Origin of the sequence: Nocardia carnea (assembly GCF_029869215.1) — a bacterium.
Taxonomy (GTDB): Bacteria; Actinomycetota; Actinomycetes; order Mycobacteriales; family Mycobacteriaceae; genus Nocardia; species Nocardia carnea_B.
Window position 1 is genome coordinate 1 of record NZ_JARWPM010000324.1, and the last position, 17,094, is coordinate 17,094.

Sequence of the window (17,094 nt, forward strand, 5' to 3'; positions counted from 1 at the left end):
CTTCGCGCACCTACTCGTCGGTGAAGACACAGATCACCACCGCCTCGGGGGGGGGGGGGGGCGCGGGCCCCCCCCCCCCCGCCGGCGGGCCCGGCCCCCCCGCGGAGAGACAGGGGGGGGGGGGGGGGGCCGCCCCCCCCCCCCCCCCCCTCCACCCTCGCGGGGGGCCCCCCCCCCCGCGGGGGCCCGCGGGGGCCCCGCCCCCCCCCCCCCCCGAGGCGGTGGTGATCTGTGTCTTCACCGACGAGCAGGTGCGCGAAGTCTGCCTCGGCAGCGGCCTGCTGGAGACGATGCCGCGCAATTGCGTGCTGATCCTGCACACCACCGGCAGCCCTGATACCGCGACTGCGATCGCCGCGGCGACCACCCGCCACCATGTGGCCGACGCCCCGGTCAGCGGTGGCCCGCACAATATCGCCGACGGCGCGATCACGGTATTTCTCGGCGGAACCCCGGAAGCGACCGACCGGGCCCGCCTGGTACTGGCGGCCTACGCGGATCCGGTGCTGCCGGTCGGCGCACTCGGGAACGGGCAGCGGGTCAAACTCGTGAACAACGCTCTGTTCGCCGCCCAGATCGGATTGGTCACCGAAGCCGTCCGGCTGGCCGGGCAGCTCGGACTCGCCGAATCGGAAGTGCTCGCGGCACTCCCGCATGCCAGTAGCTCGAGCCGCGCCGTCCTCGGTGTCGCGGCCAAGGGTTCGGTCGCCGCCTTCTCCGAATCGGTCGGTGATTTCCTCCGCAAGGATGTCGCGGTAGCCCGCGAACTCGCCGAACAGCTGGGCGGCGACCTCGGCCTCCTCGGCCCCGCCATTCACGCGGCCGTCGGGTCTTCCTGAACCGGCTGTTGCGGCACTCGGTGACGCCGTGCGATCGGCGACCCACCGTGCCTCTATATTAGAGGCATGGCAGATTCCCCGGTCCTCACGACCTGGCGCACCGGCGATACGGATTCGCTGGCCGAGATATTGGCGCCGGACGCGGTTTTCTCCAGCCCCGTCGCCGATTACCGCGGCCGCCCGGCGGTACTGCATATGCTCGGGCTCATATCGCAGGTACTCCACGAACCCGGCGCGGTCCGGCGATGGAGCCGCGACCACGACACCGTGTACCGGTTCCGGGCGCACGTCGCCGGGGCGGAAGTGCAGGGAATGCTGCACGAAGAACGCGACGAAGCGGGCCGGCTGGTACACATCACGCTGTTCCTGCGGCCGTATTCGTCGCTACGCGAGGCGATCCGCGCGATGGCCCGGCTCCTCGAGCAGTCTCCCCTGGACGAGCCACCCGCATGAACGCATCGAATGTCCCGCGTCCCGGCGCCGGACACAGGGTCCGTGGGTCGGCGACCGGACGTCCGATCATGGCCCTGCTGGACCTCCTCGGTCGCCGGTGGGCGCTACGCATTCTCTGGGAACTGCACCGGTCCCAGCAGCCCCTGACCTTCCGCGATCTCCGCGCCCGCTGCGACGATATGTCCTCCAGCCTGCTCACCCGCCGGCTCCACGAACTCGGTGAAGTACGTATCGTCGAGCGCGCCGCCACCGGATATGTACTGACCGGAACCGGCGAGCACCTCATCGACCTCCTGCAACCACTCACCGCATGGGCGCAGCTGTGGGCCGGCGAACTCGGCACCACCGAGGACGACACAGCCGAGTAGCGATCACGCGGCGCGCCCGTCGTGGTGCACGGTCGGCGGCCTCGGCCACCGCCGATCACCGCGGTGGCCGAAGAGGATCGGTGTCGCCGGCGGCGGCGCGGTGGACCCCGGCCCGGCCGCCGGGGTCAGCCGCGGATATGCAAGCCGAAACCGGCGCGGCCCGCGGGTTCGAGTCCCGGTTTCAGGTGCAGCGAGGGGATCTCGTAGTCACCGAAGTTCTGCTTGCGGAACGGGATCGGCTCGGTGGACTCCATCGTGAGCAGGCGTGCCTCCCAGGACTTGGCGAGGTCCGGGTAGTCGTCTGCGGTCATCCGGTCGGTGCCGTACACCACGAACGGCGGTAACACCTCGATGCCCGGGTAGTAGAGGATTCCGTGGTGGATCGGGAAGAGCAGATCCTCGACGGGGCCGTTGATTCCGCGCGCGGAATAGTGCGATTCGAGGCCGCCGATGGTTACCGAGAGCAGCGCCTTACGGCCCGCGAGGGTGCCTTCGCCGTAGCGCTCGCCGTACTTCGTATCGCTGTGCTCGCCGACGCCGTAGGCGAAGTGGTAGGTGAACACGCGGTCCACCCAGCCTTTGAGGATCGCGGGCATCGAGTACCACCACATCGGGAACTGGAAGACGATCATGTCGGCCCACAGCAGTTTTTCCTGTTCGGCCCGGACCTCGGGGGTGAGGACCCCGGTGTCGAAGGCCCGGCCCGAATCGCGGACGACCCGCAGCGGTTCCGAGGCCGCGGGACCATAGTCGGCGGCATCGACGACCGCCTTCCAGTTCATCGCGTACAGATCGCTCACCCGCACCTCGTGTCCCGCCCGCTCCAGCGTGGTGACCGCGAGGTCCTTCAGCGCACCGTTGAGCGACTCGGGTTCCGGGTGGGCGTAGACGATCAGTGTCTTCATCAGAAACTCCTTCGGATCGGGATGTCTTCGATCCTGGGCGCCGCGGCGCCCGGCGTTCAGGGCCCGCGCTTCCCACGGACCGGGCTTCCTGGTAACGGCAGGACCACCTTCGCCCGCGCCGGCGCGGCCATACTGGGGCTATGGACGATCTGGCGGGATTCCTGCGGACCCGGCGTTCCCGGGTCGACCCGGCGGCTGTCGATATCCCCGCCGACCGGCATCGGCGGGTCGCGGGGCTGCGCCGCGAGGAAGTCGCGCACCTGTCCGGAGTCAGCGTCGACTATTACGTGCGTCTGGAACAGGGCCGCGCGACTCAGCCCTCCGAACAGGTTCTCGACGCGCTCGCGCGGGTGCTGGGTCTCGACGAGACCGAACGCGAGCACCTCTATCGGCTCGCCCGCCGGCGCCGGCGCCGGGTGAAGACTCCCGGCGGGCAGGTCCGGCCGGAACTGCTGCGCGTGCTGGATCTGGTCGCCGACGCCCCCGCGCTGATCATGAACCACCGCTTGGACGTACTCGCGGGCAACCGCCTCGCCGGGCTGCTCTACGGCCGCCCGATGCCGGGCCTCAACACCGCCCGGCACCTCTTCTTGGAAGAAGCCGAGCGCGGCCTGTACGCGGACTGGGAGACCTGCACGCTCGACGCGGTCGGGCATCTGCGGCTGGCCGCGGGCAAATTCCCCGACGACCCGCACCTGGTCTCGCTCATCGGCGAGCTGGCGATGGGCAGCGAACGTTTCCGCCGTCTCTGGGCCCGCGCGGATGTGCGCGCCCGCACCCACGGACGCAAGGCGTACCGTCATCCGCTGGTCGGGCTGTTGGAACTGCACCAGGAGAACTTCGCGTTACCGGACGAATCGGGTCTGGAGCTGCTGGTCCTGTCCGCGGCCGCCGGTAGCCCGGCCGAGGACGGATTGCGTTTGCTCGCGCGGCTCGGGGCGGACAGCGGTGCGCCACATTCCCCGGCGAACGCTCCGATCCACGAGTAGCGCCCGATGGGCCTGTTCGCGCGGACGCGCTCAGGTCACGCCGGGGCAGAGACCGGTGGGGTGTGGCGTACGGCGCCGGGCTCGCGCAATGTGCCGAACAACAGTGCACTGAGCAACGGCATCACGATCAGCGGGACCAGCGCTACCTGCAGGGACGTCATGTCGGCGAGGCGGCCGAGCACCGGGGTTGCCGCACCGCCGATGCCGGCCGTGAGCCCGAGGGTGACCCCGCTCGCCGTGCCCGCCCGCGTGGGTAGATAGTCCTGGCCGAGCGTGACCTGTAGCGAGAACGGCACATACAGCCCGGCGGCAGTCAACGCCACGAACAAGTAGACGAGCGGACCCGGAATCCACACCACCCCGGCGATCGCCACGGCGGTCAGCCCGTACGACCAGCGGGATACGAGCACTCGGCCCCAGCGGACGGCCAGATGTCCGCCGAGTACCGATCCGAGCACGCCCCCGAGGTAGAGCACCAACAGTGCCACCGTGCCCGCGGCCGCGTTTCCGCCCATGCGCCCGGTGAGGTAGAGGGAGAGAAAAGTGCTCAATCCGACGAAAGCGATCGAGCGGAACACCACGGCCAGCGACATCCGCACGAACGACGGTAGATCGTCGCTCCCGGCGTGCGCACGCTCCGGGGCGCCGGCCGCCGGGCTGCGCCGCAAGGCCCGGAGTGCCGGCACCGATATCGCCGCGCCCGCCGACGCCGGGATCAGCAGCAGCGGTGCCCATGCCGATCCGCCTACCGCGACGGTGCCCGCGACCAGTAACGGCGCCAGCGCGAAACCGATATTGCCGCCCGTGGAGAAGTACGCCATCGAGGTGTGGCTGTCCCGGCTCGCGGCGCGCGCGAGCCGGGCGGCTTCGGGATGGTAGGCCGCCACCCCGAGCCCGGAGATCGCCACGAACACCAGCGTGAGCGCGTACGCCCCGGCCAGGCCGCTCCCCGCGATCCCCGCGCCGGCGAGCACGGTACTCACCGGCAGCAGCCACGGCATCGGCCACCGGTCGGTCAGCGCACCGAACACCGGCTGCACCACCGACGACAGCAGCGACGCCGCCAGCACGATCCCCGACGCCGCGGCGTAGGTGTAGGCGCGTTCGGCGACGAAGAACGGTACGAGCGCTGCGACCGCGCCTTGGTAGACATCGACGCAGGCATGCCCGGTGGACAGCAGCACTATCGAGGAGTTTCGGCGCACGGATTCCATGTTCACGAGCCGACCGGGTGGCGGGCTTCCGATAAACTGCCAACTTGTAATGAAAATCCGCCATCAACCGGAAGCTCCGACTCGGGCCCAGCGACTCGCCCCCGGCGAACGGATCGGCGCCCACCGCCACAACGACCACCAGATCATCTACGCCGGTCGGGGCGTACTCTCGATCACCACCGGCGCCGGTACGTGGGTCGCTCCCGGTACCCACGCCCTCTGGGTGCCCGCCGGGACCGTCCACGCCCACCGCGCCTACGGCGAACTGGAATTGCACCTGGTGGGCCTGCCCGCGTCCGACAACCCGCTCGGGCTGACCTCGCCGACCGTACTGGCGGTCGGCCCGCTGTTGCGGGAACTGATCATCGCCTACACCGCCGGCACCGGTGACAGTCCCGAACGTGCCCGCCTGCGCGCGGTACTGCTCGATCAACTCCGGGCGTCACCCCAGCAGCCGTTGTATCTGCCCACCCCCACCGCGCCGCTGTTGCGCGCGGTCTGCGATCTGCTGATCGACAATCCCGGCGACACCCGCACCCTGGCCGAACTCGGGCGCGAGGTCGGCGCCGGCGCGCGCACCCTGTCGCGGCTGTTCCGCAACGACCTGGGGCTCACCTTCCCGCAATGGCGCACGCAGTTACGCCTGCACCACGCGCTGATCCTGCTGGCCGGAAAGACGCCGGTCACCACGGTGGCATACCGCTGCGGTTGGGCCTCGCCCAGTGCGTTCATCGATACCTTCCGCAGAACCTTCGGCCATACGCCCGGCACCCACCCCCACAGTCGGCCGGGCGGCACTCCGGAAACCGGCACGAGCGCGGGCGATCCGGGTATGCCTTCCCCGGCCTGACGAGGACGATCCGGCCCGGAAAACTTGGCGCTCACCGGGTTTCAGGCCAGTCCGGGGAGCGCCCGAGCATGCGGAGGATCCGGTCGAGCGCGGGGCCGGTACCGGAATCCGGCAGGGCGTGCGCGAACGGTGAGTGCGGATCGTCGCGTTCCGGACCGTCGGGTATCCGCTCGACGATCCGCAGCACCGGTTCGGTGCAGGCCGGGCCGGGGTCGTAGTCCTGTCCGAGGGCACGTGCGAGATCCCAGCCGTGCACGACATAGTCGACCAGGTGGAAGCCGATGGCCTGGTGTCCGGGCACGGTGACGTCGGGCCCGAATTCGGGGAGGGCGAACAGGCGATCGGGCACGTCGGCGGGGGCGAAGGCAGCCAGCACCTCGGCCGCGGATTCGGCGTATTCCGCACCGGTGTGCGGCCCCGCCGGCCTCGGCTGCCAGCGGTCGAGATCGCCGCCCTCGCCCCGCGCCGCCGCCGCGAAGCCGCGGTGCTGGGCGGCCATATGGGCCAGCAGTTCGCCGACGGTCCAGGCGGCGCAGGGGCTCGGGCGGTCGAGCAGGTCCGGGGTCACGAGTTCGGCGATTTTCACGGTGGCGAGCACGGCGGCCCGGTCCGCCTCGCGCAGGTCTTCGGTAGTCATACCGAAGATCGTATGCACAAGCCTATGATATGTCCATGCTTATTATTTCCTTGCGCCCTCGAGGCGGCTGAGCGCCACGGAGGCGCCGTGCCGGTAAATTCGGCGCATGGGATCGACGGACCGTCCGGACCTCGCGGCAATGCTGGCACCGCTGACGCGCACGCTCATCGCCATGGAACGTCCGGTACTGGAGGCGTACGGGCTGAGCATGTGGGCCTACAGCGTCCTGGTCGCACTCAGCCGTGGCCCGGCCCGCGGCCAGGGCGTGCTCGCCCAGGAGATCGGCGCGGACAAGACCCGCATCATCGCCGTCCTCGACGACCTCCAGGAACGCGGGCTCCTGCACCGCACCCCCGACCCGGCCGACCGCCGCGCCCGGCTGCTCGAACTCACCGAGGAAGGTCACCGGGTCGTCGCGCGAGCCCAGGCCGAGATCCAGGCCCGGGAAGAACAACAGATCCTCCGGCACCTGCCGGCCGCCGACCGCCGCGCCTTCCTCGGCGCCCTGCGCGCCTTGGCCGAAATTCCCCGCGATCTGCTCGAGAACACTCACGATCCGGATTGATCACGCCGGCCGGCGCCGCATTCGCCGTTCGGGCACAGGCCTCGGGACACTGCCGCGGATCGCGGCGGTCAATCCCTCCGGGACCGGGCTGCGTCGTCCGCCCGCAGTACGCGCAGCGGCGCGTGATTGGCCCAGCCTTCCGCCGGCCAGTTGAACCAGCCGGCCGAGGCATGGGTTCCGCCGTCGGGGTGCAGGGTGGTGCCGGTGATATATGCCGAGAGCTGCGAGGCCAGGAAGACTGCGCAATGGGAGATATCGGTGCGGCGGCCGGCGCGGCCCATGGGGATGGCGACCTTCACGCCTTCCGGGTCCAGCATCGCGTTGTCGCCGGTGCCGATTCGTTCCAGGTTCGGGGTGGGGACGAAATCGGGAGCGATGTTGTTGACCCGGATACCGTCGGGCGCGACCTCGATCGCGAGCGTGCGGGCGAACTGTTCCACCGCGGCCTTCGCCGCCGCGTACACCGCGAAACCCGGTGCGGCGCGGTGCGCTTCGATGGTGCTGATATTGATGATGCTGCCGCCGCGGCCACCGGCCCGCATGAGCGGGACCGCCAGATGGCAAGCGTGCAGCACATGCGACAGGTTGGTGCGCAGCAGGGCGTCCCAGCCTTTGGGACGGGTTTCGGTGAACGGGGCCCGGAAGGTACCGCCCACCACGTTCACCAGCGTGTCGAGGCGGCCCCAACGCTCCTGCGCGGAATCGAACAGGCCGGACAGTTCCGCGGGGTCGCGTGCGTCGCCCTGCTGTACGAGCGCGTCGTGACCCCTTTCGCTCAGGACGCCGCGCAGTTCCCCAGCGGCCGCGGGATCGATATCGAGTACCGCGAGGCGGACGCCGTTGGCCGCGAGATCCTCGGCGATCGCCCGGCCCAGGCCGCCCGCTCCACCCGTCACCACGGCCACCGTGCCGGTGAGACCGCCACGTTCCTCGAACCAGCCCATGCGCGTGTCCTTACCGGTCGATGTAGGTGGCGCCGAAATCCGCCAGGAAATCGAAGGTCGCCGCCGGGTCGAGGGTTTCGTGCACCCCGGCGCGCGTGGAGACGACGATCCAGTCGACACCGGTGCGCTCCAGTTCCGCCAGCGCTTCGCGGTGCGGGCCCGGATCGGCTCCCGGGCCGGTGAGACCGGCATGACTGTAGGAGTACACGAGGTCGATATGGCCGGTGCGGCCGGCGTTCCCGGCCGCCGCACGGATCTCGGCGATCTTGCGGCCCAGTTCCGCGATCCCGCCGAGTTCGGGGGTGCGGGCGGTACTGCTGAGTTCGGCCCCACCCGACATCGGGATCCAGCCGTTCGCGGCGCGGGCGACCCGCCGCCTGCTCAACGCCGAGTTGCCGCCGATCCAGATCGGGATCGGTTGCTGCACCGGGGTCGGGCGGGCCTGGACATCGCGGGCACTGAAATGTTTGCCGGTGTAGCTGAACGGCTCGCCTTTCCAGTGCAGCGGCAGCACCTCGAGCGCTTCGTCGAACAGCGTGTTGCGTTCGTCGAAATCGACACCGAGCGCATGGAATTCGCCCTTGAGGTAGCCGGTGCCGATACCCAGGATCGCCCGGCCGCCGGAAAGCTTGTCCAGCGTCGCCGCCGCTTTCGCCAGCAGCATGGGATTGCGATAGGGCGCCACCGACAGATAAGTGATCAACTTGATTCGCTCGGTCACCGCCGCGGCATAACCGAGCGAGACGAACGGATCCAGCGTCTGATGCCCCCCGGCGCCCAGCCAGCGCGCGCCCGGAGCCGGATGCTCGCTGAGCGAGAACCCGCCGAAACCCGCTTGTTCGGCGGCCACCGCGACCCTGCCCAGCGGGCCCGCGTCGAGCACATCGCCGGCGGCGCCACCGGTCTCCGGGTAATGGAAGATGAACTGCATCAAAGCCTCCGCGTTATCGGGATCCGGTACACCTACCGGCCCCGTTTCACCTCGTTGAACGGCACGTCGCGGTCGGCGGCGTACTCGCGGGGCATACCGAGCACCCGTTCGCTGATCACATTGCGCGCTATTTCGGTACTGCCCCCCGCCAGGCTCCACGCGGCGCGGAACAGGAAATCGGTGCCGATCTTGGCGGTGTCGAGCGGGTCGCCGGGCGCATGGGTCGCGGCCTCGGCACCGGCGACCTTCACCGCCATATCGGTTTGCAGCCAGGAGTTCTCGGCGCTGAACAGCCGGGTGATCGAACCGGCGGCGGGCGGCAGCTCACCGGACATGATGCCGCGGGTGATATGCGCGATCAACTGGTCGCGCACCACGGTCATGGCGCGCGCTTCGCCGATATCCTCGCGGACCCGGATATCGTCGAGCCGGCCGAGCCGGCGGGCGATCTCGAGCACCGGCGAATCCTCGCCGCCCATATGCGGGCGGGCACCGCTGGTGTACGGCGAGGTCCCGCCGATCGCGGACCGCTCGTGGTAGAGCAAGCGCGAGGCCGCTTCCCAGCCGTTGTCCACCTGACCGACCACCGCCTCGTCGCCGAGCGTGACATCGTCGAAGAATTCCTGGCAGAACTCGGTGGACCCGGTGACCTGTTTGATCCGCTGCACCGTCACCCCCGGTGCCCCGATCGGCACCAGGAACATCGTGAGCCCGCGATGTTTGGGCACCTCCCAGTTGGTCCGGGCCAGGCACAAGCCGTAGTCGGCGGCGTAGGCGCCCGAACTCCAGATCTTGGATCCGTTGAGAATCCACCGGTCGCCGTCGCGGTCGGCGCGGGTGGTGAGCCCGGCCAGATCGGAGCCACCGCGGGGTTCGGACAGCAACTGCACCAGTAGTTCGTCGCCGCGCAGCACCGCGGGCAGGTGTTCGCGTTTCTGCTCCTCGGTGCCGAGGTCGAGCAGGGTCGCCGCGCAGATCGCCAAGGTGGGCACATTCAGGATGACAGGCATTTCATAGGGATAGGACTCCTTGGTGAACGCCTCCTGGTGTGCCGGGCTGAGACCGAGTCCGCCGTACTCCTTCGGGAAACAGATACCGGCGAAACCGGCGTCGTACAGCTTGCGCTGCAATTCCCGGGCCCGATCCCACTCGTCTTTGCTGTCCGGCGGCCCCTGGTCCGGCGGGGCCGGGGACAGGTTGTCGCGCAACCAGGCCCGGGCGCGTTCTCGGAAATCGTCGACCGGTTCCATATCGGTGATCATGATGTTTCGCCTTCCACGAGATCCGTCGCCCCACGCGCGGTTGTTTCGGAGCACCGCCCGGTCCCCGTGGCGCCACGCTGCGCCGCCGCCTCCCGGCCTGACCGGCTCATGCGGCGACGAGGAGGTCGGTGATCCGGCGGCGATGTTCCTCGGGCGTGCCGTACAGGGCCCGGCCCAGCCCGATCCGCCGCAGGAACAGGTGCAGATCGTGTTCCCAGGTCACGCCGATGCCGCCGTGCAGCTGCACACAGTCCTGACCGATCACCGGGGCCTTGGCACCCACGTAGGATTTCGCGACACTCACCGCTTCGTCCGCGGTCGCCGGATCGTCGTCGCAGGCCGCCGCGGCGGCCGCGGCGGTGGCTCGGCAGGCCTCCAGCCAGGTCTTGTTATCGGCCATCCGGTGTTTGAGGGCCTGGTAGGAGGCGAGCGGACGGCCGAAGGTGTAGCGGTCGGCCAGCCAGCCCAGCGTCGCGTCCACGGCCTTGCCGGTGGCGCCCACGACTTCCGCCGCGGTCAGCACCGCGGCGGTGTGTAACTGCGTGCGCACGGCGGTCGCGGCCCGCGCACCCGTATGTGCGACCGCGGTGGCCGGCACGGCGACCCGGTCGAATTCGACGCGGGCGGTGCGCCGGACCAGATCCAGGGTCCACGTGGGTGTCACGGTCACTCCGGTGGCATCGGCCGGGACCAGCAGCTGCACAGGGCCGTCCGGTCCCTGCGCGGTCACCAGGAACAGATCGGCCTGATCGCCGGATTCGACCCGGTCCTTGGTTCCGCTGAGCAGATACCCGTCGCCCTCGGGAACAGCACGGGCCCGCAGGTCCGCCGCCCCCGCATGCCCGTACCCGTCCGAACCGGGGTGCATCACTTCCAGCCCGCGGCCGGGTTCGTAGATCGCCCAGGAGGCGATCAGCTCCCCCGCGGCGATCCGGGAGATCGGATCGCCGAAGCCGGCTCCGGCGCTCGCCAGACCGGCCAGTACCGCGTTGGTCGTGACAAACGGCCCCGGCGCGCAGGCTCGGCCCAGTTCGCCGGCGACCAGCGACAATTCGGTCACCGGCCGCCCGGAGATGGACCCGCCGCCGTGTTCCTCGGCCACCAGCATGGCCGTCCAGCCGAGTTCGGTGGCCGAACGCCACCAGTCGCGGTCGAATCCGCTATCGGCCTCGCCGAGGGCGCGTACTGTCGCGACCGGAACGGTCTCCGCCAGGAATTCCCGGGCTGTCTGCTGGAAGAGCCGCTGGTCAGCGGTGAGATCGAGGCTCATGTTCTCCGGTCCTCCGGTTGACGCACGGCACGCCGTGTGGAAATCTCATACTCACAGATGAGAGTTATATTCTCAAATGCGGAAGTCAACCGGCGGAGCTGCTCGTGGCGGTGGGAGCCGGTGGAGCGAAGGGAACCGTCACGTGAAAAACTTCCAGGATCTGGACTTCTTCCTCGGGCAGGAGTTGATCGCGGATCCGTACCCGTATTTCGAGGCCCTTCGTGAACAGTGCCCGGTGACCCGGGAGAAGCACCACAACGTCATGATGGTGACCGGCTACGACGAGGCCCTGGAGGTGCTCAACGACGCCGAACAGTATTCGTCGTGTATTTCGGTCACCGGCCCGTTCCCCGGCTTCCCGGTCCCGATCGACGAGAACTCCGATGTGGACGCGTTGATCGCCGAACATCGCGATTCGCTGCCGCTCAGCGATCAGCTGCCGACCCTGGACCCGCCGACCCATACCGCGCACCGCGGCCTGCTCATGCGGCTCATCACCCCGAAACGCCTCAAGGAGAACGAGGAGGCGATGTGGGATATGGCCGATAAGGTGCTCGACGAGTACTTGGCCCCCGGCCGCGGCGATATGATCCGCGATTTCGCCGGCCCCTTCACCCTCTACATCATCGCCGATCTGCTGGGGGTGCCGCCGGAGGATCAGGAAGAGTTCCTCAATGCCCTGCAGCGCGACCCGCACCGCAAACAGACGGTCGGCAGCACCGAGGGCGAAGGCGGGATGTCGCACAACCCGATCGAGTTCCTGTACGGGAAGTTCTCGGGTTATATCGAAGACCGCCGCGCCAACCCGCGCAACGATGTCCTCACCAGCCTCGCCGAGGCGACCTTCCCCGACGGCAGTCAGCCGGAAGTACTGGATGTGGTGCGGGTCGCGGCCAACCTGTTCTCGGCAGGGCAGGAAACCACGGTGCGCCTGCTGTCGTCGTCGTTGAAGATGCTCGCCGAGGATCCGGAACTGCAGCGCTGGCTGCGCGAAGACCATGAGCGGATCAACAATTTCATCGAGGAAATGCTGCGGATGGAAAGCCCGGTGAAGGGCGATTTCCGGATGGCGAAGCGGAATACGACCGTCGGCGGGGTGGACGTTCCGGCCGGGACCGTCCTGATGCTGGCCAACGGCGGCGCCAACCGCGACCCGCGCCGTTTCGAGAACCCGAACACTTTCGATCCGCAGCGTGCCAATGCCCGCTCGCATATCGCGTTCGGCCGTGGTATCCACACCTGCCCCGGTGCCCCGCTCGCCCGGGCGGAGGCGAAGGTCGCGATCAAGCGGCTGCTGGAACGCACCACCGATATCCGGATCGACGAAAGCGTGCACGGCCCGGCGGACAACCGCAAATACACCTATCTGCCGACGTTCATCCTGCGCGGAATCACCGAACTGCACCTGGAATTCGACCGGACGGAGGGATAACGCCATGAAGGTGATCGTCGATGCGGATTCCTGCAAGGGCCACGGAATCTGCACCACCCTGTGCTCGGAAGTGTTCACCCTCAACGACTACGGCTACGCCGAGGCCATCGATACCGAGATCCCCGAAGACCTCACCGAGGCGGTGCAAACCGCCAAGGACGCCTGCCCCGAATGGGCGATCAAAATCGTCGAAGAGACATAGGGATCACCCCGGCCGCAATCATGTATCCGAATTGCGGTATGCCGGAATCGGCGAGCAACGATGCACAACAGCTCTTTTTCTCAGCGTTGGAAATTGCGTACCGCCAAGGCTAGTCTGAGAATCTTTCCGAACTCGTTCGAAAGGCGAGCAATGTTCTCGAATTCTGTAGCCAAGGCTGTCGTCGCCTCCGCGCTCCCGCTCATCGCTACGGCCGCTGTTGCGGGCAGCGCGTCCGCGCACGCCGGTCCGGTACCTTCTCCGCAGGTTGCCGCCCCCGTCGCCGGTATCCCGCTGCAGGAGCCGCAGCACACCACCAACCCGGGCGCGCAGTACCCCGATCCGGTGCTGAACGGTGCGGCGCTGGGTGCAGGGATCGGCTCGGCGGTGGGTTCGGCCACAGGGTCGGGTGGCCCTATCCTCGGGGGCCTCATCGGTGCGCTGGTCGGTGCCGTGAACCCTGCCGTGGTCCCGCAGGTTCTTCCCTGAGCCGGTCCCGAGACGCCCGTTCAGCCACCGGGAACGCCGAGGCTGAACGGGTATTCATCGGGGTGGCGAGTACGGGCGCATCCACAGTGCCCGTGCCCGCCACCGCCGAACCCTTCGATCGGCCCGCGGATTTCCACCGCGGAACACCGGCTCACGTGTCAGCAGTTCACCGACCCGTCCAGCGCGGTTTCCGCTTCTCCGCGAAGGCAGCGGGGCCTTCCTGAGCGTCCGCGCTCCGGTAGGCCCGGGAAGCCGCATGACGCGCTGCCTCCAGCGCCGCCGACCGACTCATCTCGGTTGCCAGCATGACCGTTTCGCGGGCCGCGCGTACCGACAAGGGTGCGCCGGCCACGATCCTGCCCGCCAGTTCGACCGCAGTATCCAGCAGGTCGCCCGGCTCGGCGAGGCGGTTCACCAGGCCGATCTCGTAGGCGCGCTCGGCGGTGACGGGGTCGCCGGTGAGCAGGATTTCCATCATGATCCGCTGCGGGATCATATGGATCAGCGGCGCCGCCCAGGGCGAGCTGCGGCCGACCTTCACCTCGGTGACCGCGAACGTCGCGGTCGTGCTGGCCACGCACAGGTCGCAGGCCTGGGCGATCATCCAGCCGCCGGCGAAGGCGGCGCCGTTGACGGCAGCGATGGTGGGTTTGGACAGTTCGATGGTGTCGTAGGGCAGCGGGAACATATCGCGGGGCGGTTCGGCCATCCCGGTTTCGACCATTTCCGCGAGATCCCCGCCCGCGCAGAAGGCTTTACTGCCCGCGCCCGTGAGGATCGCGATCCGCAGCGAGGGGTCGTGTTCGAAGCGGTCCCAGGCCGCGAACAGGCCGGCCCGGATATCTTTGTCCAGGCAGTTGCGCCGCTCGGGCCGGTTCAGGGTGATGACGGCGATGCCGTCGGGCCGGGCGTCGAACAGTACGGCATCGGACATCAGAATCCTCGTCGCTGGATCTCGAAGGCGGCCCGGTCCAGGTCTTCCCGGAAATCCGGATGGGCGATGGCGATCAGGCGGCGGGTGCGTTCGGCCAGCGAACGGCCCGCCAGTTCGGCGGCACCGAATTCGGTGACGATCACATCCACCTCACTGCGCGCGGTGGTGACCGGACCCGACAGCCGCGCGGTGATCCGGCTGACCGTCCCCCCTTTCGCGGTGGCCGGTAGCGCGATCAGGGCGTACCCGCCGCGGGAGCGGGCGCCCGCCCGGACGAAATCGACCTGGCCGCCGGTGCCGCCGAGATAGGCCGGGCCGCTCTGCTCGGCGTTCACCTGGCCGGTGAGATCGACTTCCAGCGCGGAATTGAGGGTGACCAGCCGATCGAGTTGCGCGAGCACCGCCGCGTCGTGGGTGTAGGAGGTCGCGCACAGCCGCAGGTGCGGGTTGCGGTCGGCGAATCGGTACAGCCGGTCGGTACCGATGAGCGCGCCGGTGACGGTGACGCCCGGGTCGATCCGCTTGCGCGCGTTGGTGACCGCCCCGGCTTCGATGAGGCCGACCAGGCCGTCGCCGATCATCCCGGAATGGACGCCGAGATCGCGGCGGTCGCCCAGTAAGCGCAGTACGGCGTCGGGGACGGCGCCGACACCGACCTGCAGGACGGCACCGTCCTCGATATAGGTCGTGACGTGCTTCGCGATCGCTTCGTCGGTGGGCCCGATCGCGGCCGGCGGCACCTGGACCGGTGGGCGCGAAACCCGGACCGCGCAGTCGATCTCCTCGGCCCGCAGCCCTTCGCCGGGCGTGTCCGGCACCTGATCGTTGACCTCGGCGATCACCACCCGCGCCCGGTCCACGGCCGCCCGGGTGTGATCACCGGTCAGCCCGAAACTGTGCCTGCCGTGCTCATCGGCCGCGCCGACCTGGACGAAAGCCACCTCGCAGCCGAGGGTTCCGTCCTCGATCATCGGCCCCACCCGGCCGACATGGCACGGGATGACCTCCAGCCGGTGCGCCTTGGTGAGCGTGCGCAGCGAACCGATCGCTCCCATGCTCGACAACGCGAACGATTCGGTGGCTTGCGGGGTGAAGATCCCGGAGAAACTGGTGGCGACGAAGGCGGACAGTCCCCCGATATCGCGACCCTGCGCGATCAATGCCTCGATGAGCGTGGTCGGTTCACCACATGCCTGGCCGATGACGATCCGGTCGCCCGGCCGCAGGAATCGGCGCAGGTCCAGGTCGCCGTCCTCGATCGTGGTCATCGGCGATCGGTCCGCTCCGCGGGGGCGATCTCGCTCAGCACCTCGGTGGTATGCGCGCCGAGCCGGGGCGCCGGGCCCGCGACCCGGCCGGGTGTCCGGGAGAACCAGGTGGGTGGTCCCGGGAAGCGGACGGGGCCGGTGCGGGTTTCGACGGTTTCGAAGAATCCGGTGGCGGTGAGCTGTGGGTGGTCGAGCAGGTCGTCGAGCGTCCGCACGGGTGCGGCCGGGATATCCAGGGAGTTCAGCAGTTCCAGCCAGTAGGCGGTGGTCCGGGCGCGGAAGGTTTCGCGCAGATGCGCGTACACCGTGCCGATGCGGGCGGCGCGCTGCGCGAGGGTCGCGAATTCCGGGCCGGCCCAGGGCGGGTTCACCGCACCCACGAATGCGTTCCACTGTTTGTCGTTGTAGACCAGCGCCGAGAGGTAGCCGTCGGCGGTGCGGTACGGAGTACGTTGGCCGGTGACCGCACGCGGATACGCGGCGGGACCCAGCGGTGGGTCGAACAGGGCACCGTTGGCATGTTCCACCAGCATGAACGCGGCCATGGTCTCGAACATGGCCACCTCCACCTCCTGCCCCTCCCCGGTGCGTTCGCGATGGAACAGCGCCATCATCGTTGCGTAGAGGGCGGTCATCCCGGCCACTTTGTCGGCCAGGATCGTGCCGACATAGCCCGGTTCACCGGTGAGCAGCTGCTGCACATGGGGCAGGCCGCATTCGGCCTGGATGGTGTCGTCATAGGCGGTGCGGTCGGCCTCGGGGCCGCGGCGGCCGTAGCCGTAGCAGTTGGTGTAGACGATCGCCGGGTTCACCGCCGCCACGTGTTCGTAGCCGAAACCCAGAGCGGTGACGGCTTTTCCGCGCATGGAGTGGATGAACACATCGGCGTCGGCGATCAGCTCGCGCAGTACCGCCTTGTCCGGCTCCGCCCGCAGGTCGAGGACCACGCTGCGTTTACCGCGGTTCACGTTCACGAAGACCCCGGCCATCCCCTCCTCGGGACCCACCGAGATATACCGGGTGTTGTCCCCGGCCGGGGGTTCGATTTTGATCACGTCGGCACCCATATCGGCCATGATCTGGGTGCAGTACGGGCCCATCACCATAGCGGTCAGATCGATCACCCGGACGCCGGCCAGCGGCCCTGTGTGCTGCATTACGCCCTACCTTCACCGGGCCGCCCGAACAAATCGACGGCTATCTGATGAATCTTTGTAAGGATAGTGATATCAAGTATGGGTGCCCAGTTTCAATGGCGAGAACGTCGTTTCCACGGGCGACGCGGACACCGCCGCCGGCGGCGCCGGCGCGATGCGCCTGCCCGCGTCGATCGCCGAGATGCTCCGGCCCGCCCTCACGGCGAATCCGGACGCCCCCGCGATCGAAGCGGCCGCGGGCATCTGGACCTACCGGGAACTCGACGAACAGGCCGGCGCCCCCCCGGCGGCGCGGGGGTGGGGCGGGGGGCGGCCCCGCGCCCCGGGCGCGGGCGGGCCGCCCCACCACCACCCGAAAGTACCCCCCATCCCCCGCCCCCCCCCCCAC

At 69.0% G+C, this 17,094-nt stretch carries 19 protein-coding genes and 1 pseudogene; 10 read left to right on the top strand and 10 right to left on the bottom strand.

Translation table 11 applies throughout. From position 1 onward, the window contains the following. Positions 1-221 precede the first annotated feature (221 nt). The 3 genes from QH276_RS22795 to QH276_RS22805 all read left to right on the top strand — a co-directional run bounded on the left by QH276_RS22795 (position 222) and on the right by QH276_RS22805 (position 1,660). The gene (locus QH276_RS22795) at positions 222-839 is read left to right on the top strand and encodes an NAD(P)-binding domain-containing protein (protein ID WP_280398977.1); all 618 of its coding nucleotides are present in this window, start codon (positions 222-224) and stop codon (positions 837-839) included. 66 nt (positions 840-905) lie between these two features. Continuing rightward, on the top strand, positions 906-1,292 hold the full coding sequence (locus tag QH276_RS22800; protein ID WP_280398976.1) for a nuclear transport factor 2 family protein: 387 nt from the start codon (positions 906-908) through the stop codon (positions 1,290-1,292). Next, positions 1,289-1,660 carry a winged helix-turn-helix transcriptional regulator gene (locus QH276_RS22805; protein WP_280398975.1) on the top strand — a complete coding sequence of 124 codons (372 nt, stop codon included), beginning with the start codon at positions 1,289-1,291 and terminating at the stop codon, positions 1,658-1,660. Before QH276_RS22800 ends, QH276_RS22805 begins: the two co-directional genes overlap by 4 nt. A gap of 125 nt (positions 1,661-1,785) precedes the next feature. On the opposite strand, the gene QH276_RS22810 is transcribed toward QH276_RS22805, so the two are convergent. Next, positions 1,786-2,565 carry an NAD(P)H-dependent oxidoreductase gene (locus QH276_RS22810; protein ID WP_280398974.1) on the bottom strand — a complete coding sequence of 260 codons (780 nt, stop codon included), beginning with the start codon at positions 2,563-2,565 and terminating at the stop codon, positions 1,786-1,788. A 140-nt stretch (positions 2,566-2,705) separates the two neighbouring features. Between QH276_RS22810 and QH276_RS22815 the strand changes: the two genes are divergently transcribed. Continuing rightward, positions 2,706-3,554, top strand: coding sequence for a helix-turn-helix transcriptional regulator (locus QH276_RS22815; RefSeq protein ID WP_280398973.1), 849 nt, complete (start codon positions 2,706-2,708; stop codon positions 3,552-3,554). 35 nt (positions 3,555-3,589) lie between these two features. Here QH276_RS22815 and QH276_RS22820 read toward each other — a convergent pair whose 3' ends face one another. Further along, entirely contained in the window at positions 3,590-4,768 is a 1,179-nt protein-coding gene (locus QH276_RS22820) for an MFS transporter (RefSeq protein ID WP_280398972.1), read from the bottom strand. A 49-nt stretch (positions 4,769-4,817) separates the two neighbouring features. On the opposite strand from QH276_RS22820, the gene QH276_RS22825 reads away from it, so the two are divergent. Further along, complete coding sequence (locus tag QH276_RS22825; protein ID WP_280398971.1) at positions 4,818-5,618, top strand: AraC family transcriptional regulator; 801 nt, start codon at positions 4,818-4,820, stop codon at positions 5,616-5,618. A 31-nt stretch (positions 5,619-5,649) separates the two neighbouring features. Here QH276_RS22825 and QH276_RS22830 read toward each other — a convergent pair whose 3' ends face one another. After that, on the bottom strand, positions 5,650-6,255 hold the full coding sequence (locus tag QH276_RS22830) for a TIGR03086 family metal-binding protein (protein WP_280398970.1): 606 nt from the start codon (positions 6,253-6,255) through the stop codon (positions 5,650-5,652). A gap of 106 nt (positions 6,256-6,361) precedes the next feature. Here QH276_RS22830 and QH276_RS22835 point away from each other — a divergent pair, with 106 nt between their 5' ends. Continuing rightward, the gene (locus QH276_RS22835) at positions 6,362-6,820 is read left to right on the top strand and encodes a MarR family winged helix-turn-helix transcriptional regulator (protein WP_280398969.1); all 459 of its coding nucleotides are present in this window, start codon (positions 6,362-6,364) and stop codon (positions 6,818-6,820) included. 68 nt (positions 6,821-6,888) lie between these two features. Here QH276_RS22835 and QH276_RS22840 read toward each other — a convergent pair whose 3' ends face one another. The 4 genes from QH276_RS22840 to QH276_RS22855 form a co-directional block, all read right to left on the bottom strand. Continuing rightward, on the bottom strand, positions 6,889-7,764 hold the full coding sequence (locus tag QH276_RS22840) for an SDR family NAD(P)-dependent oxidoreductase (protein ID WP_280398968.1): 876 nt from the start codon (positions 7,762-7,764) through the stop codon (positions 6,889-6,891). A 10-nt stretch (positions 7,765-7,774) separates the two neighbouring features. Beyond that, positions 7,775-8,695 carry an LLM class F420-dependent oxidoreductase gene (locus tag QH276_RS22845; RefSeq protein WP_280398967.1) on the bottom strand — a complete coding sequence of 307 codons (921 nt, stop codon included), beginning with the start codon at positions 8,693-8,695 and terminating at the stop codon, positions 7,775-7,777. Positions 8,696-8,727: 32 nt separating this feature from the next. After that, positions 8,728-9,957: an acyl-CoA dehydrogenase family protein gene (locus QH276_RS22850; RefSeq protein ID WP_280398966.1), complete on the bottom strand. Its 1,230-nt coding sequence runs from the start codon at positions 9,955-9,957 to the stop codon at positions 8,728-8,730. Between the two features lie 106 nt (positions 9,958-10,063). Then, a complete protein-coding gene (locus tag QH276_RS22855; protein WP_280406898.1) occupies positions 10,064-11,227 on the bottom strand; it encodes an acyl-CoA dehydrogenase family protein in 1,164 nt (387 codons plus the stop codon). A 142-nt stretch (positions 11,228-11,369) separates the two neighbouring features. Here QH276_RS22855 and QH276_RS22860 point away from each other — a divergent pair, with 142 nt between their 5' ends. The 3 genes from QH276_RS22860 (at position 11,370) to QH276_RS22870 (ending at position 13,347) form a co-directional block, all read left to right on the top strand. Continuing rightward, positions 11,370-12,659 carry a cytochrome P450 gene (locus tag QH276_RS22860; RefSeq protein WP_280401887.1) on the top strand — a complete coding sequence of 430 codons (1,290 nt, stop codon included), beginning with the start codon at positions 11,370-11,372 and terminating at the stop codon, positions 12,657-12,659. 4 nt (positions 12,660-12,663) lie between these two features. Continuing rightward, the gene (locus QH276_RS22865; RefSeq protein WP_280401888.1) at positions 12,664-12,861 is read left to right on the top strand and encodes a ferredoxin; all 198 of its coding nucleotides are present in this window, start codon (positions 12,664-12,666) and stop codon (positions 12,859-12,861) included. A 150-nt stretch (positions 12,862-13,011) separates the two neighbouring features. Beyond that, complete coding sequence (locus QH276_RS22870) at positions 13,012-13,347, top strand: hypothetical protein (protein ID WP_280401889.1); 336 nt, start codon at positions 13,012-13,014, stop codon at positions 13,345-13,347. A gap of 166 nt (positions 13,348-13,513) precedes the next feature. On the opposite strand, the gene QH276_RS22875 is transcribed toward QH276_RS22870, so the two are convergent. Genes QH276_RS22875 through QH276_RS22885 form a run of 3 tightly spaced genes read right to left on the bottom strand, consistent with a single transcriptional unit; the run spans position 13,514 to position 16,706 of the window. Continuing rightward, on the bottom strand, positions 13,514-14,281 hold the full coding sequence (locus QH276_RS22875; RefSeq protein ID WP_280401890.1) for an enoyl-CoA hydratase/isomerase family protein: 768 nt from the start codon (positions 14,279-14,281) through the stop codon (positions 13,514-13,516). Next, complete coding sequence (locus QH276_RS22880) at positions 14,281-15,549, bottom strand: acetyl-CoA hydrolase/transferase family protein (protein WP_280401891.1); 1,269 nt, start codon at positions 15,547-15,549, stop codon at positions 14,281-14,283. Before QH276_RS22880 ends, QH276_RS22875 begins: the two co-directional genes overlap by 1 nt. After that, a complete protein-coding gene (locus QH276_RS22885; RefSeq protein WP_280401892.1) occupies positions 15,546-16,706 on the bottom strand; it encodes a CaiB/BaiF CoA transferase family protein in 1,161 nt (386 codons plus the stop codon). Before QH276_RS22885 ends, QH276_RS22880 begins: the two co-directional genes overlap by 4 nt. An 82-nt stretch (positions 16,707-16,788) precedes the next feature. On the opposite strand from QH276_RS22885, the pseudogene QH276_RS22890 reads away from it, so the two are divergent. Beyond that, a pseudogene (locus tag QH276_RS22890) lies at positions 16,789-17,094 on the top strand (hypothetical protein); the annotation flags it as partial.